General features: G+C 67.3%; 16 protein-coding genes and 1 pseudogene. 3 read left to right on the plus strand and 14 right to left on the minus strand.

All coding sequences use genetic code 11. The features are described from left to right. Positions 1-587 precede the first annotated feature (587 nt). The 4 genes and pseudogenes from KCH48_RS28505 to KCH48_RS28520 all read right to left on the minus strand — a co-directional run bounded on the left by KCH48_RS28505 (position 588) and on the right by KCH48_RS28520 (position 3,819). Positions 588-1,205 (minus strand): hypothetical protein, encoded by a 618-nt coding sequence (locus KCH48_RS28505; protein WP_246886015.1) that lies wholly within the window; start codon positions 1,203-1,205, stop codon positions 588-590. Positions 1,206-1,513: 308 nt separating this feature from the next. Continuing rightward, positions 1,514-1,699, minus strand: coding sequence for a hypothetical protein (locus tag KCH48_RS28510; protein ID WP_210577894.1), 186 nt, complete (start codon positions 1,697-1,699; stop codon positions 1,514-1,516). 95 nt (positions 1,700-1,794) lie between these two features. Then, a pseudogene (locus KCH48_RS28515) lies at positions 1,795-1,995 on the minus strand (hypothetical protein); the annotation flags it as partial. Positions 1,996-2,103: 108 nt separating this feature from the next. Continuing rightward, positions 2,104-3,819, minus strand: a complete 1,716-nt coding sequence (locus KCH48_RS28520) for an LPXTG cell wall anchor domain-containing protein (RefSeq protein WP_246886016.1) — start codon at positions 3,817-3,819, stop codon at positions 2,104-2,106. Positions 3,820-4,249: 430 nt separating this feature from the next. Between KCH48_RS28520 and KCH48_RS28525 the strand changes: the two genes are divergently transcribed. Then, positions 4,250-4,747, plus strand: coding sequence for a hypothetical protein (locus KCH48_RS28525; RefSeq protein WP_210577771.1), 498 nt, complete (start codon positions 4,250-4,252; stop codon positions 4,745-4,747). Positions 4,748-4,764: 17 nt separating this feature from the next. Here the strand turns inward: KCH48_RS28525 and KCH48_RS28530 are convergent, their stop codons facing one another. The 8 genes from KCH48_RS28530 to KCH48_RS28560 all read right to left on the minus strand — a co-directional run bounded on the left by KCH48_RS28530 (position 4,765) and on the right by KCH48_RS28560 (position 11,370). Next, positions 4,765-5,361 (minus strand): nucleotidyltransferase family protein, encoded by a 597-nt coding sequence (locus tag KCH48_RS28530; protein WP_210577772.1) that lies wholly within the window; start codon positions 5,359-5,361, stop codon positions 4,765-4,767. Between the two features lie 81 nt (positions 5,362-5,442). After that, complete coding sequence (locus tag KCH48_RS28535; protein WP_374104722.1) at positions 5,443-5,943, minus strand: NUDIX hydrolase; 501 nt, start codon at positions 5,941-5,943, stop codon at positions 5,443-5,445. A 254-nt stretch (positions 5,944-6,197) separates the two neighbouring features. Next, positions 6,198-7,109, minus strand: a complete 912-nt coding sequence (locus KCH48_RS28540) for a hypothetical protein (protein ID WP_210577773.1) — start codon at positions 7,107-7,109, stop codon at positions 6,198-6,200. Positions 7,110-7,178: 69 nt separating this feature from the next. After that, complete coding sequence (locus KCH48_RS28545) at positions 7,179-8,231, minus strand: ATP-binding protein (RefSeq protein ID WP_210577774.1); 1,053 nt, start codon at positions 8,229-8,231, stop codon at positions 7,179-7,181. Next, complete coding sequence (locus KCH48_RS43235) at positions 8,228-9,397, minus strand: Mu transposase C-terminal domain-containing protein (protein WP_307840969.1); 1,170 nt, start codon at positions 9,395-9,397, stop codon at positions 8,228-8,230. The genes KCH48_RS28545 and KCH48_RS43235 overlap by 4 nt, the downstream gene beginning before the upstream one ends. 14 nt (positions 9,398-9,411) lie before the next feature. After that, positions 9,412-10,272, minus strand: coding sequence for a hypothetical protein (locus tag KCH48_RS43240; protein ID WP_307840970.1), 861 nt, complete (start codon positions 10,270-10,272; stop codon positions 9,412-9,414). After that, entirely contained in the window at positions 10,272-11,021 is a 750-nt protein-coding gene (locus KCH48_RS28555; protein ID WP_246886018.1) for a TnsA-like heteromeric transposase endonuclease subunit, read from the minus strand. Before KCH48_RS28555 ends, KCH48_RS43240 begins: the two co-directional genes overlap by 1 nt. Positions 11,022-11,103: 82 nt before the next feature. After that, on the minus strand, positions 11,104-11,370 hold the full coding sequence (locus KCH48_RS28560; protein ID WP_127832453.1) for a hypothetical protein: 267 nt from the start codon (positions 11,368-11,370) through the stop codon (positions 11,104-11,106). A 57-nt stretch (positions 11,371-11,427) separates the two neighbouring features. On the opposite strand from KCH48_RS28560, the gene KCH48_RS28565 reads away from it, so the two are divergent. Then, positions 11,428-12,021, plus strand: coding sequence for a DUF4240 domain-containing protein (locus KCH48_RS28565; protein WP_210577775.1), 594 nt, complete (start codon positions 11,428-11,430; stop codon positions 12,019-12,021). 18 nt (positions 12,022-12,039) lie between these two features. On the opposite strand, the gene KCH48_RS28570 is transcribed toward KCH48_RS28565, so the two are convergent. Together KCH48_RS28570 and KCH48_RS28575 are read right to left on the minus strand one after the other, a co-directional pair. Further along, entirely contained in the window at positions 12,040-12,453 is a 414-nt protein-coding gene (locus tag KCH48_RS28570; protein ID WP_210577776.1) for a DUF5958 family protein, read from the minus strand. Between the two features lie 64 nt (positions 12,454-12,517). Then, positions 12,518-13,279, minus strand: coding sequence for an SMI1/KNR4 family protein (locus KCH48_RS28575; RefSeq protein ID WP_210577777.1), 762 nt, complete (start codon positions 13,277-13,279; stop codon positions 12,518-12,520). A gap of 195 nt (positions 13,280-13,474) precedes the next feature. Here KCH48_RS28575 and KCH48_RS28580 point away from each other — a divergent pair, with 195 nt between their 5' ends. Continuing rightward, positions 13,475-14,014 (plus strand): helix-turn-helix domain-containing protein, encoded by a 540-nt coding sequence (locus KCH48_RS28580; RefSeq protein WP_210577778.1) that lies wholly within the window; start codon positions 13,475-13,477, stop codon positions 14,012-14,014. Positions 14,015-14,034: the final 20 nt, after the last annotated feature.

A 14,034-nucleotide genomic window follows, 5' to 3' on the forward strand; every position in this document is an offset into this window, starting at 1 on the left:
GTGAGAAACCAGTGTCTTGCGGTGGTGCGAAGGGAGCGTTCCTGGGGCAGACGTCGATCGCCCAGTGCGAGGCTGCCAAGGGCGGACCTGGCGGTCGTTCGGCGACATCCGCCGGAGCCGTTCTGCCCGATCACTCAGGCGGTAGCCCCGCTGGAACAGGCTGTGCCAGAAGGTGGAGCAGCGCTCATAGCAGGCAGCGATCACTGCTGGGCCGTAGCGGCGTAACAGCCGGTAGTGCCGCCGCTGGGCCTGGACGACTTCAGGCAGGTCAGCCAGGTCGTATTGTCGTGCCGCGCTGTCGACGGCGCGGCCGATTCAGAGACGATGGGGGATGCAGACCTGGTCGTGATGCTTCGACATCCAGACCATGACGTCCTGTTGCGGATTTCCGGTCCTGCGGGCAACACAGCGCCGGCATGCCCACCGGGGAATCGCGTACTGGATCGTGGTGCAGGGCTGTCCGCTGAGGACGCTGAGCTGGTCGATCGGATCCAGCCGGGACGTCAGCCAGAGGGAGGGCCGCTGCAGGCGTTGGACGGGCGTCGCGTTTCGCGGCGGCCAGTCTGCTCAGGAATGAGGATTCGGTCTCATGCGGGAAGGGCTTGAGCGGACGCGGCAGCGGGCGGACGACGACGGGCTCGAACCGTGCGGTCATCAGCTGCCTTGGGAGGGTCGGGCGGGCCGTCCGATTCGCTGTTGTGGTCGATGCGGATGCTCCGCAGGCTGGTCTTGGTGATGCGTTCACTACCGTCGAGGATGGCGGAGATTGCTGCAGCCTGGATCAGGTGCGAAAGGCTTCCGATCATGCCGCCGGTTCTCTGGTGCAGGTATTTCGACTGCTTGACCAGGGTGCCGGCCGGGTGCCGGTGCAGGCGGAGAGTGTTCTCCAGCGAGGCGACCAGCGCTCGCCACTCGGCAGTGAAGGTAAAGGGGCCGGTGCGGACCATGATGCAGCGGCCGGCCAGCTGTTTGCCCCGGATGCCGGTGAACAGGCCGGACTTCTCGACGTTGATGCCTGCATAGACGAACGTCGCGGGCAGGTGCTCGGTGAAGTACTTCAGGTGGTCGGAGAGATCCTCGCCGGCCGTGGTCGCGTGGTTCAGTAGGTGGATCTCGTCGACCAGGACCAGGTCGGTGCGGGCTTCGATGAGCACCTGGCAGACGGCGCTGGTGACGTCGATGGTGTTGTGTCTCGGGCTGATCATGGGCAGGCCGAGGAACCGGGCGAACTCGGCAAGAGTGCGACCTGGACGTTGGCCGCCTTGCCGACGCCTTCACCGAGCACCGCTATGCGTGGGTGGACGTCGATCCACACAGGGACGAGTTCCGTCGCTGGGTCCCGGATACTCCCGGACTCCCGGAGGGAGCGAACGCCATCCTCAAGGCCCGCCAGGAATCGTTGGACAAGAAGGGTCCCGACGACGATGTCCGGGAGCTCCGTGACGAACTGGCCCGTCTCGGCGTCGTCGTGAGGGACGAGAAGCGACGTCAGTACTGGAGAACCTTCCGGCCGTCAGGTCCGGCCGTGGAGTGAACGCGGGACGTACTCCTCCGGGCTGAGCGCGACCGGGACGTATCCGGCTGCCGAAACCAGCGCGGCGTACTTCCCGAGTTCCTGGAGTTCGTGGATGGACCAGGCCGCCTGCGCGGCCGGGTCCTTGCCCCGCATCTCGGCACTGCGTCCTGTGTAGCCGACCACGTGATCATGGGCTTGGCCAGCAGCTTGGCGCCGGAGGGGAGGAGGACCCTCTCGGCCGATTCTGCTAGTCGCCCAGGCCCCCTGGCCCAGAACTCGCTCGGACCGTGGACGGCCTGGAGGTCGATCCCGACGAGGAGCGTGGTGCCGATGGCGGCCATGCCGGCCTGGACGACCTGGTTGTAGTTCATCGCGAAGTCCTCGCGCGGCAGTTCCACGGTGGCCCGGAACGCGGCCCGTGGGCCGCCCCACGGGTCGGGACCGGTGCCGAGGTAGGCCAGGTCCAGGTCAACGACCCGGGCCTTGTTTGTTTCCTGACCGCCGACGCCGGCGCGGAGGCCGACGGCCCGGCGCGCACGCCACAGGTGGGTGGCGTTGCTGCCGGGCCGTCAGTCACTCACGCGGTCTCATTTCCCGTGCAAACCCCTGCGGCGACGTCCGCGAAGCACCAGCACGCCGCCGGCAGCGATGACCAGGAGGCCACCGAGGGCGCTGTACGTGACAGCGTTGCTCGCCCCGGTGGAAGCCAGGTCGCCGGACGTGCTGCTCGGGGTCGGCTGGCCGACGGGTGCGCCGATCTCCCCCTGCGCACGGGTGCCGGTCGTGCCGGGGGCGGAGACAACCGGCGTGACGGCGGTCGGCGTGGGGGCGGGCGTCGGCTGGTCAGCGCCGGCGGTCCCCGACGCGGGCTTCAGCTGAAGAGTCGTGATCGAGTACGGCGGCAGCTTCTGTGCGCCCGCCGTGCCCCGCTTCGCCGTCGTCAGGGCGGTGTCTCCCTTGGCATACGAAACGGTCGTGACCGCCCCTGCGGCCGGGGTGAATCCGGCGTACGAGAGCGACACCTGCGCCGCGCTCTGCGGGCTCTTGTTGATCAGCATGACGTTCAGACCGCCGTTGCTGCTCCGCACCGCGTGCACGGCAACCGACGAGTTGCGCGAGGACGACTTGACCATGGTGTCGCCAGGCTTCGCCAGTGCGGTCAGCGAGCGGATGCCCCAGTAGGTGGGGAAGGGCGTGTCGCGCGGCGGTTCGCACTTCCCCCCGGCGCAGGTGCCAGCGGAGAGCACACCCCCGTCCTGGTAGTCGGTCTGGCCGTGGACGGTGGTGGGTGCTTGGTCCGTGCCGTTGTGCAGGTTCCACCAGTCCACGTGGGTGGCGCCCTGCTCGAACCAGGTCATGTACGTGTCCGGCGCGAACAGGGCTGCGGCCTGGCTGGTCTGGGCGGGCGAGCCGACGGCGCCGTTCTCAGTGACCGCGATCTCCACCGAAGCGGCGCGCGAGCCCGTGTACTTGGCGATCAGCGAGCGCAGCGAGGACCTGACACCGGCGATCCGGGAGGGGGTGTTCAGCAGGTCGGCCGTGGTTTTGCCGCCCGGATACCAGTGGACGATGACGAAGTCGATCGAGCTTCCCGCGATGGAGAGCACCGTGTTGTTCCAGTCGGCGCTGTCACCCGGAGCCTTTTCCTTGTCCGGCCAGAAGCCGGGGGTGGTGAGCACCGCTCCGATCTTCACCTTCGGGTCCACGGCCTTCATCGCCTTCGAGTAGGCGACCAGGTTCTTTCCGTACTCTTTCGGGCTCTTGTCGGCGTGGTTGTCGGTTTCCCAGCCCTTGCCGTCGCCGTAGTGCCCGTTGCCGTAGACCTCGTTGCCGATCTCCCAGTACTTCACGCCGTAACCCTTGTCGACGTTGGCGTACTTGACCCAGTCGGCGGCCTCCTGGGGGGTGCCGGAACCGTAGTTCGCGGTCAGGATCGGCTGGGCGCCGACCTTCTTCGCGGTGGCCATGAAGCTGTCGAAGTCGGTGTTGGAGGGGATCCAGCCAGTGCCGTCGCCGGAGGTGTGGGTCTTCCAGTGGTATTCGTCCGCGCCGGAGCCGCCGGGATAGCGCAGTTGCCGAACTCCTGCGGCCTTCATCAGCGATGTGACCTTGGCGGTCCCCATGTGTTCGTCGCCGAAGCCCGTGTTGAGGCCGACACCACTGCTGGGCACCGTGCCCAAGGAGGTACCGGCATCCACATGGATGCCGACGGTCGGCGCGGCGCCCGCGCCGGGCGCCAGGGCGCCGACACCGGCCGAGGCGGCGAGCACCGCCACCGCCCCCACGACACCATGCCGGAGCATCCGGCTACGGCGGCGGGGCGTGCGACCCCGAGGCATCGGCTGCTCGGCGGATCTCGGGTCGTCTGGTGACACGTAGTGCTCCGATCGGGTGTTGACACAGAGGGCGTAGCGCCGCTGACCACGGCTCGCCCTCGTCGGTACACCCCTAAGTGGCCACTCAGAGCGGAAAAGTTGCCGTCTCAATCATTTTTTCGCCGAGACGCGGTCGCACCGTCTCACCGGACCCGGTGACCCGGTGACACGCCCTGGCTCCCTTTCCACCTCGACGGCGCGAACCATCACATGCTTCCGGCCGCACACCGCCCCGCGGTGGCCGAGCGGCTGAATCCGCACAGGAAGCACAGGAAAAGACAGACGGCGGCCGCCGCCACCGCGACGGCCCTGTCCTCGTACAGCTACCGCCAGGTGGTGTGTAGCACTGAGTAACTACTTGGCCTACCCCGAGGCCGTCGAGACAGCACATGCCGACTTCGCCGCCCTTCAGCAGCGCGACGGTGCACCGGTCCCCGCCGCCCACTACTTCGCCGACCTGCGCGCCACGGTCGCCATGGTCTTCCGAACCTGGCCCGTCGCACGCGAGTACGCCAGCACACCTTGCCTGGCCACCGCCCTCGACACGGAGTACACCTCCCGCATCGCGCAGGCCGAGCCACTGCGCAACACCCCCGGCAAGACGAAGACCTCCAAGCCCTACACCGCCCCGCCCGCGGACTCCCTGGCCGCCGGGGCCGTCCTGGACGTCGCCTCGCACCTTCTCCAAGCTGCCGACCCGCCTGAAGCGCGGAAGCGTCTGGCCCCGCTCGTCCAGCGACTGCGCGACGCCGACCGCGCCCTCAGCACCTACCTGCGACGCCCCGCATGGATCTCGGAGCCACTTCGGGCTGCCGTCAAGGACAACTGGCCCGCTGGAGAGGAACTCGCCGCATGATCACTCGTATCCGAGCGTCAGCTCGGCCACGGCAGCACGGTGAGCTGCGGCCACTCGTCTCTCCAGCGCGCTGCCTTAGCCTCATAGACCTCCTGCGGGGCAAGGACCGGGTTGGGCCGGACCACGAGGTTGAACACGTCGGAGAGCCCGTGGGGCGCATAGACACGCCATCCACCGTCGGGGTCCAGGCGCACCCCCAGACAGCACGTCGTCGCGGCGAACGAGTCGATCGCCGCCTCGGTGGACTCGTGCGGCGGGCAGGGCACGCCGAATTTCTGCTCGTACCAGAGATGCACACGGGCCTCGTTGCGGATCTCCACCTCGGCTGGCAGCCCGGCGAACACCTCCTGCCCTGCCTTGATCACGGCATCCTCTGCCTCCCAGGACAGGTCGGTGCCGTCGAAGTAGAAGATGTCGTAGTCCTTGATGCCGCTGGTCGGGGGCCTGCCGGTGACCACGTTCCACACCGTCTGGAACAAGCACCCCGCCGTCACATACCAGCCGGGCAGTTCCAACGTCGCCGCCCTGGTCAGCACGTCGGTCAGAACCTCGTTCCGAGAGAGCACGGACCGCAGACCATCGAGTTGCTCAACGAGTGGGAGTCGACCAAACATCCGTACTCCCTATCACGAACATCCCCTCTCACAAGGCGCGTTGGCCGCAAGCAGGCATCCCAGCCCGCGAGGCGAGAGAGGTCAGGACTGCGCGCTCCGGAACGCGAGATACCGGCTGAAGGCTTCGTGGCTGTCGGGGGTGAAGCGCCACTCCAGCAGGGCTGACCGCAGCTCCGGCTCGGTCAGCCAGCCATGCCAGGCGACCTCATCGGGATCGGCGGCCACGGCGTCCGGCACCACGGCTTCGTGCACGCCGAGCCAGTGGGGGCTCAAGCCGCTGCGGTTGATGAACGTGAACAGCAGGCGCGGCAGCGCACGAATACCCAGCTCTTCGGCCAGCTCCCGCGCGGCAGCCTGTTCATAGGACTCGCCGACATTCGCGGCGCCACCGACCTCGACCTCATAGAGCCCGGGGAAGCGCGATACCTGCTCCGACCGTCGGTGGACGAGGATCCGTCCACGCTCATCACGACACACCGTCACGGCGACCCGATGCAGCCAACCCTCCCGGACGGCCTCCCGACGGCTGACCACCCCCAGCACGCGATCTTGACCGTCGACACGCTCCACCAATTCATCCACGACGCACACCCTGGCAGAGCCCACCGACAACGCCGCTTCTCGGCGACCCGCGGAGGCCAGCCCAAAAGCACCTGCACCGAGAGACCGGACGCGGATGACGACAGTTGTCGTGCAAATACGACACCTGTCCGTTCCCAGTGAAGGTGTCGGTGTCGTAGTGGTGTGACCAGGCGATGGTCGGTTCTGCTGGGAAAAGGGGGTGCGGGGTTGTCCCGAGTCAGTTGGCTTCTCGATGTTGACCTTGTGGGTCGGGGTCACGTGTCCCGTTCGACGTTGTCGGAGGGGTGGCGGCGGCTTGCTGCTGCGGAGTTCGTCAGGGACGTCGGCGTGGAGCGGGTTTTGGGGGGTCTGCCGAACCGGACTCGGCCGCGGGGGTCGACCCAGCGGAACAGTGGGTCGTTGTGGAGCGGTTTGCGCTTCGGCTTGGCCTTGAGGGTAGCGACCCCGATTCGGCGTGCTGCTGCTGAGAAGCGACGGGATCGCCAGTCCTCGTCGGCGATGAGGCCGAGCATGGCGACGAACTCGGGGTAAGTCGCGATGAGTTCGCGCTCGTCGTAGCGGCGGCGGAGCAGGTTTGTGTATTCGGGGTGCCGAGGAGGAGGTGGGAGAGCCGCGAGCCGGGCCTGCCAGCGGTCCAGCAACTCCGGTTGGGCTCTGGTCAGGAGCCAGGAACGGACGAGGCGCGTCGTCTCGGCCGTCGCGATGTCGAGGGTGTCGGGAAAGCGGGCGGCCAGCTGAAGGTGTTTCCGCTGAGCGGTGATCAGTTCGGGCAGGTGGCCGATGTGCCAGTGGCTTTTGGCATCAAGCCAGATGCCGTGTCGGTGGCAGAGCCGCAGTGATGCGGGAAGGTGTGCCAGGACCGGTTCCGAGATCTCGAAACGCAGGCGCATGCACTTCCGGCAGGCAATGTAGTGGTTGCGGCGGGGGCGGACGTCCGCCCCGGTGGAGCGGGCTTCGATGCGGGCGATGGCCGGAAGGCGGGTCCGGAGGATCTCTTCGGGAAGGCCGGTCATGATCGAGAAGCGGGGCAATGCCTGGGGATGCCAGTCCCAGAGACCGTCAGCCCTGCGGTTGATGATCTTGCCGCGGAAGGGGAACATCATCTCCGCGAGCCGTGAGGGCAAAGTGTGGTTGGCCTTTGCGAGCCGGTGCAGATACCAGCCCATCACTTCTCCGTGGATCGGTGGCAGAGGAACGGGCAGAAGCCGGGCCGGGACCTCCCAAGGCTCCATGGTTCAGGCCGCCTTCGGCCTGCGGCCGCGTCTGCCGCTGCTGGCTGACGGCTGGGACTGCTGTGCGGTGTGATCCAGTTCCACTCTGTCGAGCGCACGTTTCGTGATCTTCTCCGTGCCGGTGTCGATGGCGTCGACTGCGGCCTCGCGGACCAGCTGAGACAGGCTCCCGATCAGTCCATGGGTGCGTTCGTGCAGGTATGCCTCAAGGGCCAGCAGGGTTCCTGGCCGGTGCCGGTCGAGCCGAAGGGCGCCTTCCATCGTGGCGATCAGTGCCTGCCACTGCTTGCGGTCGGAGCGGCTGCGGCGGTTGAAGGGCTTGGAAGGGACGACGCTGTAGCGGCCAGCGATCTGCTGGCCTCGGGTGCCCTGGAACAGGCTGCTGGTCTCGACACTCAGGCCGGCCAGGACGAACGTCGCGGCGATCCGCTCGGAGAGGTACTTGAGCTGGTCGGAGGCTTCCGCGCCGTTGCGGGTCGTCAGATCGAGATTGTGGATCTCGTCGACCAGGACCAGCGTGGTGCCGAGCCGGGCCAGCAGATCGCAGACGGCGTTGGTGATTTCGACCTGGCTCATGCGGTGGGGCAGAGGGATGCCGAGGAACCGGGCGAACTCGCCCGCGAGCATCTTCGGGGTAGCGCCCGGCGGGACGGTCACGAACACCACGGGCAGAGCCGGAACGGTGCCAGCGCTGCTGCGGCGGGCGAGCTGTTCGACGTTCTTGCCGAGCTGGGTGATTGCCGTGGTCTTCCCGGTTCCGGAGGAGCCGGAGACGATCAGCCCACGGCGGGCGGAGAGTTGGTGCCGGTTGAGCAGGATGCGTTTGCGGCCCGTGGTGACGACCTTGCGGATCGTCGGTGTCGCGACCACCACGGAGCGGGTGTGGTAGTCGATCCGGGCCTCTTTGTAGGACTCCGCCTCGTCCGCGTCCAGCACTGTTCCGGAAGGCAGCGGCGGAGGCGGCTCGGCGTGCTCGTCGACGAACGCCCTCCACCCTTCCTTCGTGGTCAGTGTCGAGTACGGATTCTGGACAAGATCCGGTTCTTGCTCGGTCACAGACGGTTCCCATCGGTGAAAGCGTCGAAGACGCCGAAGGGAACGACACTCGACGGAGCATCCGCGTCGATGTCTTCGTCGTGGTCGTCCGGTTCATTCAACGGTGCTGGTGGGAGGGCTGCGATGGGCTGCTGGATGGGTTCCAAAGCAGCCCGGGTGCGGGCCGCGACACGACGGTCCGGACCGGTCTCCGCCCGGGTCAGCAACTGCTCGACGACGGACGCGACCGCCTTCTGGTCGGTGTCGTCCATGTTGCGCAGGGCGAGCAGTTCGCGAGCCCGGCGCCAGGTGAAGTCCGCGAACGGAGCGGAAACGAGGTGCCGGTGTGTCCAGGGAACGGTGATCCACTCGCCGGTGCGGGCATCGCGTACCCAGACCTGGGACAAGTCGTAGGGGTCGTAATGGATCTCCCAGAGACCGCCCTTGGCGTCCACTCCCGAAGGGCGGCGGCGCAGCGGAGCCAACTCTGCGCAGTTGTAGGTGCGGTGGTCGATGCGGATGCCGTAGTCGTTCACCGATCGCCAGACCACCGGAAGCAGCTCCAGGTAGTCGGGACCGCTCAGCGGCAGCGGGACGTAGCCGGTGCGGGCCACGAGCAGGGCATACGCGTCGTTGGGCGACATCGACCGGCCGGGCAGGAAGGGGCTGCGAAGCCCGTCATGTGGCCGCTGCTGCCAGCAGGCCACGATCCATTCCTGGAGAAGGTCACCGAGTTCTGCGAGCGTCCAGACCGCCTCGACCCCTGCGCCGCGGCGGTCGGTGTTGGAACCGGTGTAGCCGGAAACGTGCTGGCAGAACAGTGTGTTAATCGAGGAGAACGTTCTCTCCACCACTGCCTTGTCCGTCGGAGTCGCCGGCCGCGAGGGCTGGACCGAGATGCCCAGCGACCGACAGGCCGCGATGAAGGTGTCCGAGACGAACACCTTGCCGTGATCGATGCCGATGGTCTCCGGGACGATCACGGGTTTCGCAGCGGCCTGCTCCAGTCGGGCGTCGATGTCCAGAAGCCGCGCGTGCGGGATCAGCGTCGCCGACATGGCCAGAGACTCCGGCCAGCCCGGCCGCAACGGCTCGGGGACCAGCATCTTCGCCAGCAGCAGTGACGCATCGACCGCCTTGGTGCCCGCAGGCCGCATCACCGCCGCGCAGATCGTCCGAGTGGCCACGTCGACGCCAATGGTCAACTCGGGACGGCCGCTGACCCCGTCCTCCAGGACCACCAGCACATCCAGCGGAGTCGTGTCGATTGCACCAGCTCCCCAGGCCGGCAAGCCGCAGACGGCGTGAACGCCCCTGCTGGCCGCCGGGCCTGGGAGCGACGGGACGAAGCCGAGCCGAACGCGTGCGTGCCCGTACTCACCGCTTCCACCAGCCGATAGAACGCCGACTTCGACGGCATCCGCACCACCCCGGCCCCATGCCGTTCGGTCAGCAGCGCCTCGACTCGGCGGCGCACCCGCCCCCGCGTGCCGGTCGAATCCTCCACCTGAGCGGCCAGCACATCCGCGACCGCTGCCACCACCCGCTCATCGGCCCGACCGGTCGGCGAGGACAGACGCGTCTTGCGGTGATCGACCAGCCCCCAGACCCCTTGATCCCGGTAGCGGGTCCGCATCCTCTCGACCGTCCGCGCGCTCACCGTCCAGCCCAGGGCACGCAGCTCGGTGGCCTTCGCGGCGATCCGCTCCTCCAAGGTATGCCGGGCCGGGTCGTACTCCGGCCGCGGCCCCGCCCCGGCTCCGATACCGCTTTGCCGCCCGGACTCCAGCTCCAGTAGATGCTGTTCCCAGGCGGTGGCCTTCTCTGCCTCCAGCGGCGGAACGGTGTCCAGCAACGCGAAGGGCGCCACTACCGGTGACCCGTCCCGCTGACCAAGGAACTCGAAGCCTTCGGCGGCCAGTAGGTGAGGCAGTAGTACAAGACTCGCCCGCCCAGCCTCGTCGGCCAGCCGCACCAGCGTCCCTGACAACCCGACCACGGTGTGCAGCCGCTCGTCGAGCCGGACCTGGTCGCCGACGCGCAGCGCCGCCCGTCCGCTCATTACGCCTTCGCCCGCGACACCAGCGTCGTGTCCGTCAGTGGCTTGGCCAGGTCAGCCCGGAGCCGCCCCGCCCAGAGCAGGTGGAACACCGCTGGTAGCACCGCAATCGGGTCACCCAACAGTGACGCCTGCCCCACCAGCGGTGAGGGCACCGAGAACACCGCCATCAGCCGCTCGGCCATCCCCGCGGTGGTCGCATGCCGAGGGTGTCGATACCCCGCCAGCCAGCGGACATTGGCCATCCGGACCGGGTCCACCATCCCGACCACCCGGTAGCCCCAGCCCACCGCTTCACAAGCCAGCCGCGTCACGGCGAACTTGGCCGCCGACCGCTCGTCGACCCGGTCCAGAGGCCGGCAGTCCACCAGCAGTCCCCGGCCGTCCTCGAACCGTGCGAAGTAGTCCGGCGCGTGCGAGACCACCCGGCCCTTGTCGTTCTGCCAGAACAGCCACAGCGGCTGCGACAGCAGACCAGTCACCTCGGGTGTGAAGTCCAGCAGCATCGCGTGATCCCGCTCCAGCCACGATTCGAACCCCACATGCCCGCCTGTTGTGGCCGACCAGTACAGGCCCGGGAAGTTCCGCTGGCCGCGGTATGAAGGGAAGCCACGTACTGGCAGTCCCGTCTCGAACTCGACCTCCTCCGCCTCACTCAGCGGTCGGCGGTGTTCACCTTTGGCATCCCGCCAACCGACCTCGAATCCCCCCACGTCCAGCGGTGCCGTATCACTCGTCCCACCCAACCCCATGGACTTCACTGTCCAGAATCAATGGGAATCCACCAGAAGTTTTGGGCTGAAACCCCTCATGTGAGTGATGCTGCGAGCCAGCTCAGTCAGAGTCTTCGTGATCACTGGCGAGATCGTCTGAGGCGGGTCGAAGCCTGCGACGCGCCGCGTCCAGGCGTTCGCCATAGTCCGCTGCGAAGATCCCAGGCAGGGACTTGTCGAGCGTTCCGGCCAGCCTATGAATGGGCGCCCAGACCGCCTCGTCGTCGACGAGACGGCTGAGGTCCGTCATCTGCACTCGCTCCAGCCAGTCCGACAGGACCAGCGCTTCATCAGAGGTGAGCTTGATGATGATCTCCGTGTTCTCCACTGCTCGAACATAGTTCGCCGACCCTGCGGTGTCAGAGGTGACTGGCACAGTGCCGCCGTGGACATCGATTCCTTCTGGAAGCTCATCGAAGAGTGCCGACGGCAGACGCAGGGCCGGGACGAACGGCTGACGTGGTTGCGTGACGAGTTGTCACGGAGGCCGCTGACAGAGATCGTGCAGTTCCAGGTTCGCCTGGACGAAGTGACGCACGAAGCCTTCACCTGGGATCTCTGGGCTGCTGCGGAGCGGATCTTCGGCGGCTGGTGTTCGGACGACGGATTCTGCTACTTCGGCCTGTGGATGGTGGGGATCGGTCGGGAAGCCTTCGTGCGGGCAGTGATCGATCCCGACTCTCTGGCCGACACCCCAGAGGTTCAGTGCCTGGTGGGTCGCCCTCGGGAGCTCTGGAACGACGACTGGCCGGAGTGGGAGTCTCTCGACTACGTCGCCATGGAGGCGTTTGGACTACTCACCCGCGCGGATGACGACTGCGGCGACGCATTCTATGAAGCCGTCGAAGCCGAGGAGGGCGCTGTAGGCGGCAATCGAGGGCCGCGCGGCGAGCAGTGGGACGTGCGATGCGAAGACGAGGCGATGCGTAAACTGCCGAGACTGAGCGCGATGTTTCCCCTCCGGCCACTGGTCCGGTAGGCGCGAAAGCGCGAGGGATCAGGTCGAGGCTTCGGGGGTGTCGACAGACAGGCGATGCCACGCGTGGCCGCAACCGTCGGAGCAGAAGCGCTCTCGTCGGCGTTCGTCGGCGACGGCCAGCACCGCGATCAGTAGCCGGAATGACTTGAGGCGCTCGTCGTGCGGGGTGAGACTGGCGATCTTTCCGAGTTGCTGGTCGATCCGCCCTCGTGTGATCAGAACTGCCGGTGTGTGCGTGGCGCGAAGTCCGGCACGTCGGATACTTTCCGGGCCGTCCTCGGCGGTGGCGCGGGCCTGAATGCAGAAATGTGACAGGAGGCGCAGGGTGTTGGACTGCTCCTCAGTCGAAAGGCCCTCGAACCACTCGATTCCCTGTGGCATCGGCCGAAGCTCCTGGGCGAGCTCGTTGAGAATGATGTACGGATCAGCCATGCTCACACCCCCGCTGCGCTCGATTCACAGACTTTCCCGGTCATCCAAGCAGTCCCTCGGGTGCCTAGAAAGGTAGTTCGTCGGCTTCCAACGGCTCTGAGTACCCACGTACCCAGTGTCCGGGGAGGGCGGCGCAGAGCGACTCCAGGTCGGCGAACGTACTTCCCCGAACGTGCAGCCAGCTGTGGTCACTCAGTCCGTCGAGCCGCAAGAGTTTCCCCGGCGCGGAGAACCAGCACACGGGTGACTCTTCCTTCCCCGTCCACATCGGGTACTCGGGAAACTCCACCGGCGCGAACCGACTCGGCAGCTCTCGAATCAGGCTGGCGGGAAGTTCGCAGGCGTTGTAGAGCCGTCCTTCGCTGCCAAGCAGCGTCTCGCTGAGTACGAGCTCGACACAGGCCAGGGAGACCCGCTCCAGGAAGCGGACCCAACCATCCCGTGACTGGACGAACACTGGCGGATCGTCCTGATCGAGGTCCCGCAGCCGCACTCCCCAGAAAGCGCATCCCTGGTTCTCGCTGCGGAAGACGAGCACTCCACCGAACTCGTCGTGTACGAACAGCTCGGAAGGGCGCAGCAGCGGGTCCTGGTTGCCGGTGAGGTCGTGACGCGTGCCGAGAAGCGAATACGCCTCGCGCAACGCGGTCGGCAGCGCGAGCCCCAGCATCTCCTCGGCTCGCTCCAGCTCCTCCGCTCGCGTACCCGCGCCGTCGGCGAGCGGCTCCGCCCACGCTGCGGCAAAGTCCCGAACGAAGGCCCAGGCTCCCGCCCTGTCGGGTATTCCGCCGCGCAGAGCTTGAGCCACATCGAACGCGTCAACCATGCGGTGGACCGTACAGGCCGGCCAGCTTCGCCGGGACTGCGCCAAGTCGTTCGCCAGAAGCGCTGGGACTCGCCACGTCTACTGAGAACGGACAACACACCTATCGTGCTCAGGCTCAGCCGAACGGGCGTGGTGTGGCGCACTTTTGCAAGCGGGTGCTTGCAATAGTTAGCGGGGGTGGTGCAAGGTGGGGACATGGCATCGCTCAACGTCGGCAATCTCGGTGAGTACCTGCGCGAGCAGCGGCGCAATGCGCAGCTGTCGCTCAGGCAGCTCGCCGACGCCGCCGGGGTGTCCAATCCGTATCTGAGCCAGATCGAGCGCGGGCTGCGCAAGCCGAGCGCGGAGGTGCTGCAGCAGGTCGCCAAGGCGCTGCGGATCTCCGCCGAGACGCTGTACGTGCGGGCCGGGATCCTCGACGCCGAGCGGGACCGGGACGAGGTGGAGACCCGTGCGGTCATCCTCGCCGATCCCACGCTGAACGAGCGGCAGAAGCAGGTGCTGCTCCAGGTCTACGAGTCCTTCCGCAAGGAGAACGGGTTCGAGACCGGCACCACGGTGGAGGAAGGCCGCGACGGGGCGGCCGGCGCGGTCCCTCAGGACATGGACGCGGACCTCCAGGGCATAGCGGACGACGACGCTCAGGATGACGACGCCCCGCACAGTGACACCGCCGTACGCGGCACCCGCAAGGCCGGCGGCAGCGACGCCGCCCCGCAGCAGTCGGCGGGCTGACGTGACCCAGCACCACGCCG

This window comes from Streptomyces sp. GESEQ-4 (assembly GCF_017948455.1).
GTDB lineage: Bacteria > Actinomycetota > Actinomycetes > Streptomycetales > Streptomycetaceae > Streptomyces.

Bases quoted from the DNA above. Each gene is read 5' to 3' on its own strand.
- KCH48_RS28520 (WP_246886016.1), bottom strand. From the start codon at position 3,819: ATGCTCCGGCATGGTGTCGTGGGGGCGGTGGCGGTGCTCGCCGCCTCG.
- KCH48_RS28540 (WP_210577773.1), bottom strand. From the start codon at position 7,109: ATGGGCTGGTATCTGCACCGGCTCGCAAAGGCCAACCACACTTTGCCC.
- KCH48_RS28570 (WP_210577776.1), bottom strand. From the start codon at position 12,453: ATGGCTGATCCGTACATCATTCTCAACGAGCTCGCCCAGGAGCTTCGG.
- KCH48_RS28505 (WP_246886015.1), bottom strand. From the start codon at position 1,205: ATGATCAGCCCGAGACACAACACCATCGACGTCACCAGCGCCGTCTGC.
- KCH48_RS28555 (WP_246886018.1), bottom strand. From the start codon at position 11,021: ATGGGGTTGGGTGGGACGAGTGATACGGCACCGCTGGACGTGGGGGGA.
- KCH48_RS28575 (WP_210577777.1), bottom strand. From the start codon at position 13,279: ATGGTTGACGCGTTCGATGTGGCTCAAGCTCTGCGCGGCGGAATACCC.
- KCH48_RS28530 (WP_210577772.1), bottom strand. From the start codon at position 5,361: ATGTTTGGTCGACTCCCACTCGTTGAGCAACTCGATGGTCTGCGGTCC.
- KCH48_RS43240 (WP_307840970.1), bottom strand. From the start codon at position 10,272: ATGAGCGGACGGGCGGCGCTGCGCGTCGGCGACCAGGTCCGGCTCGAC.
- KCH48_RS28580 (WP_210577778.1), top strand. From the start codon at position 13,475: ATGGCATCGCTCAACGTCGGCAATCTCGGTGAGTACCTGCGCGAGCAG.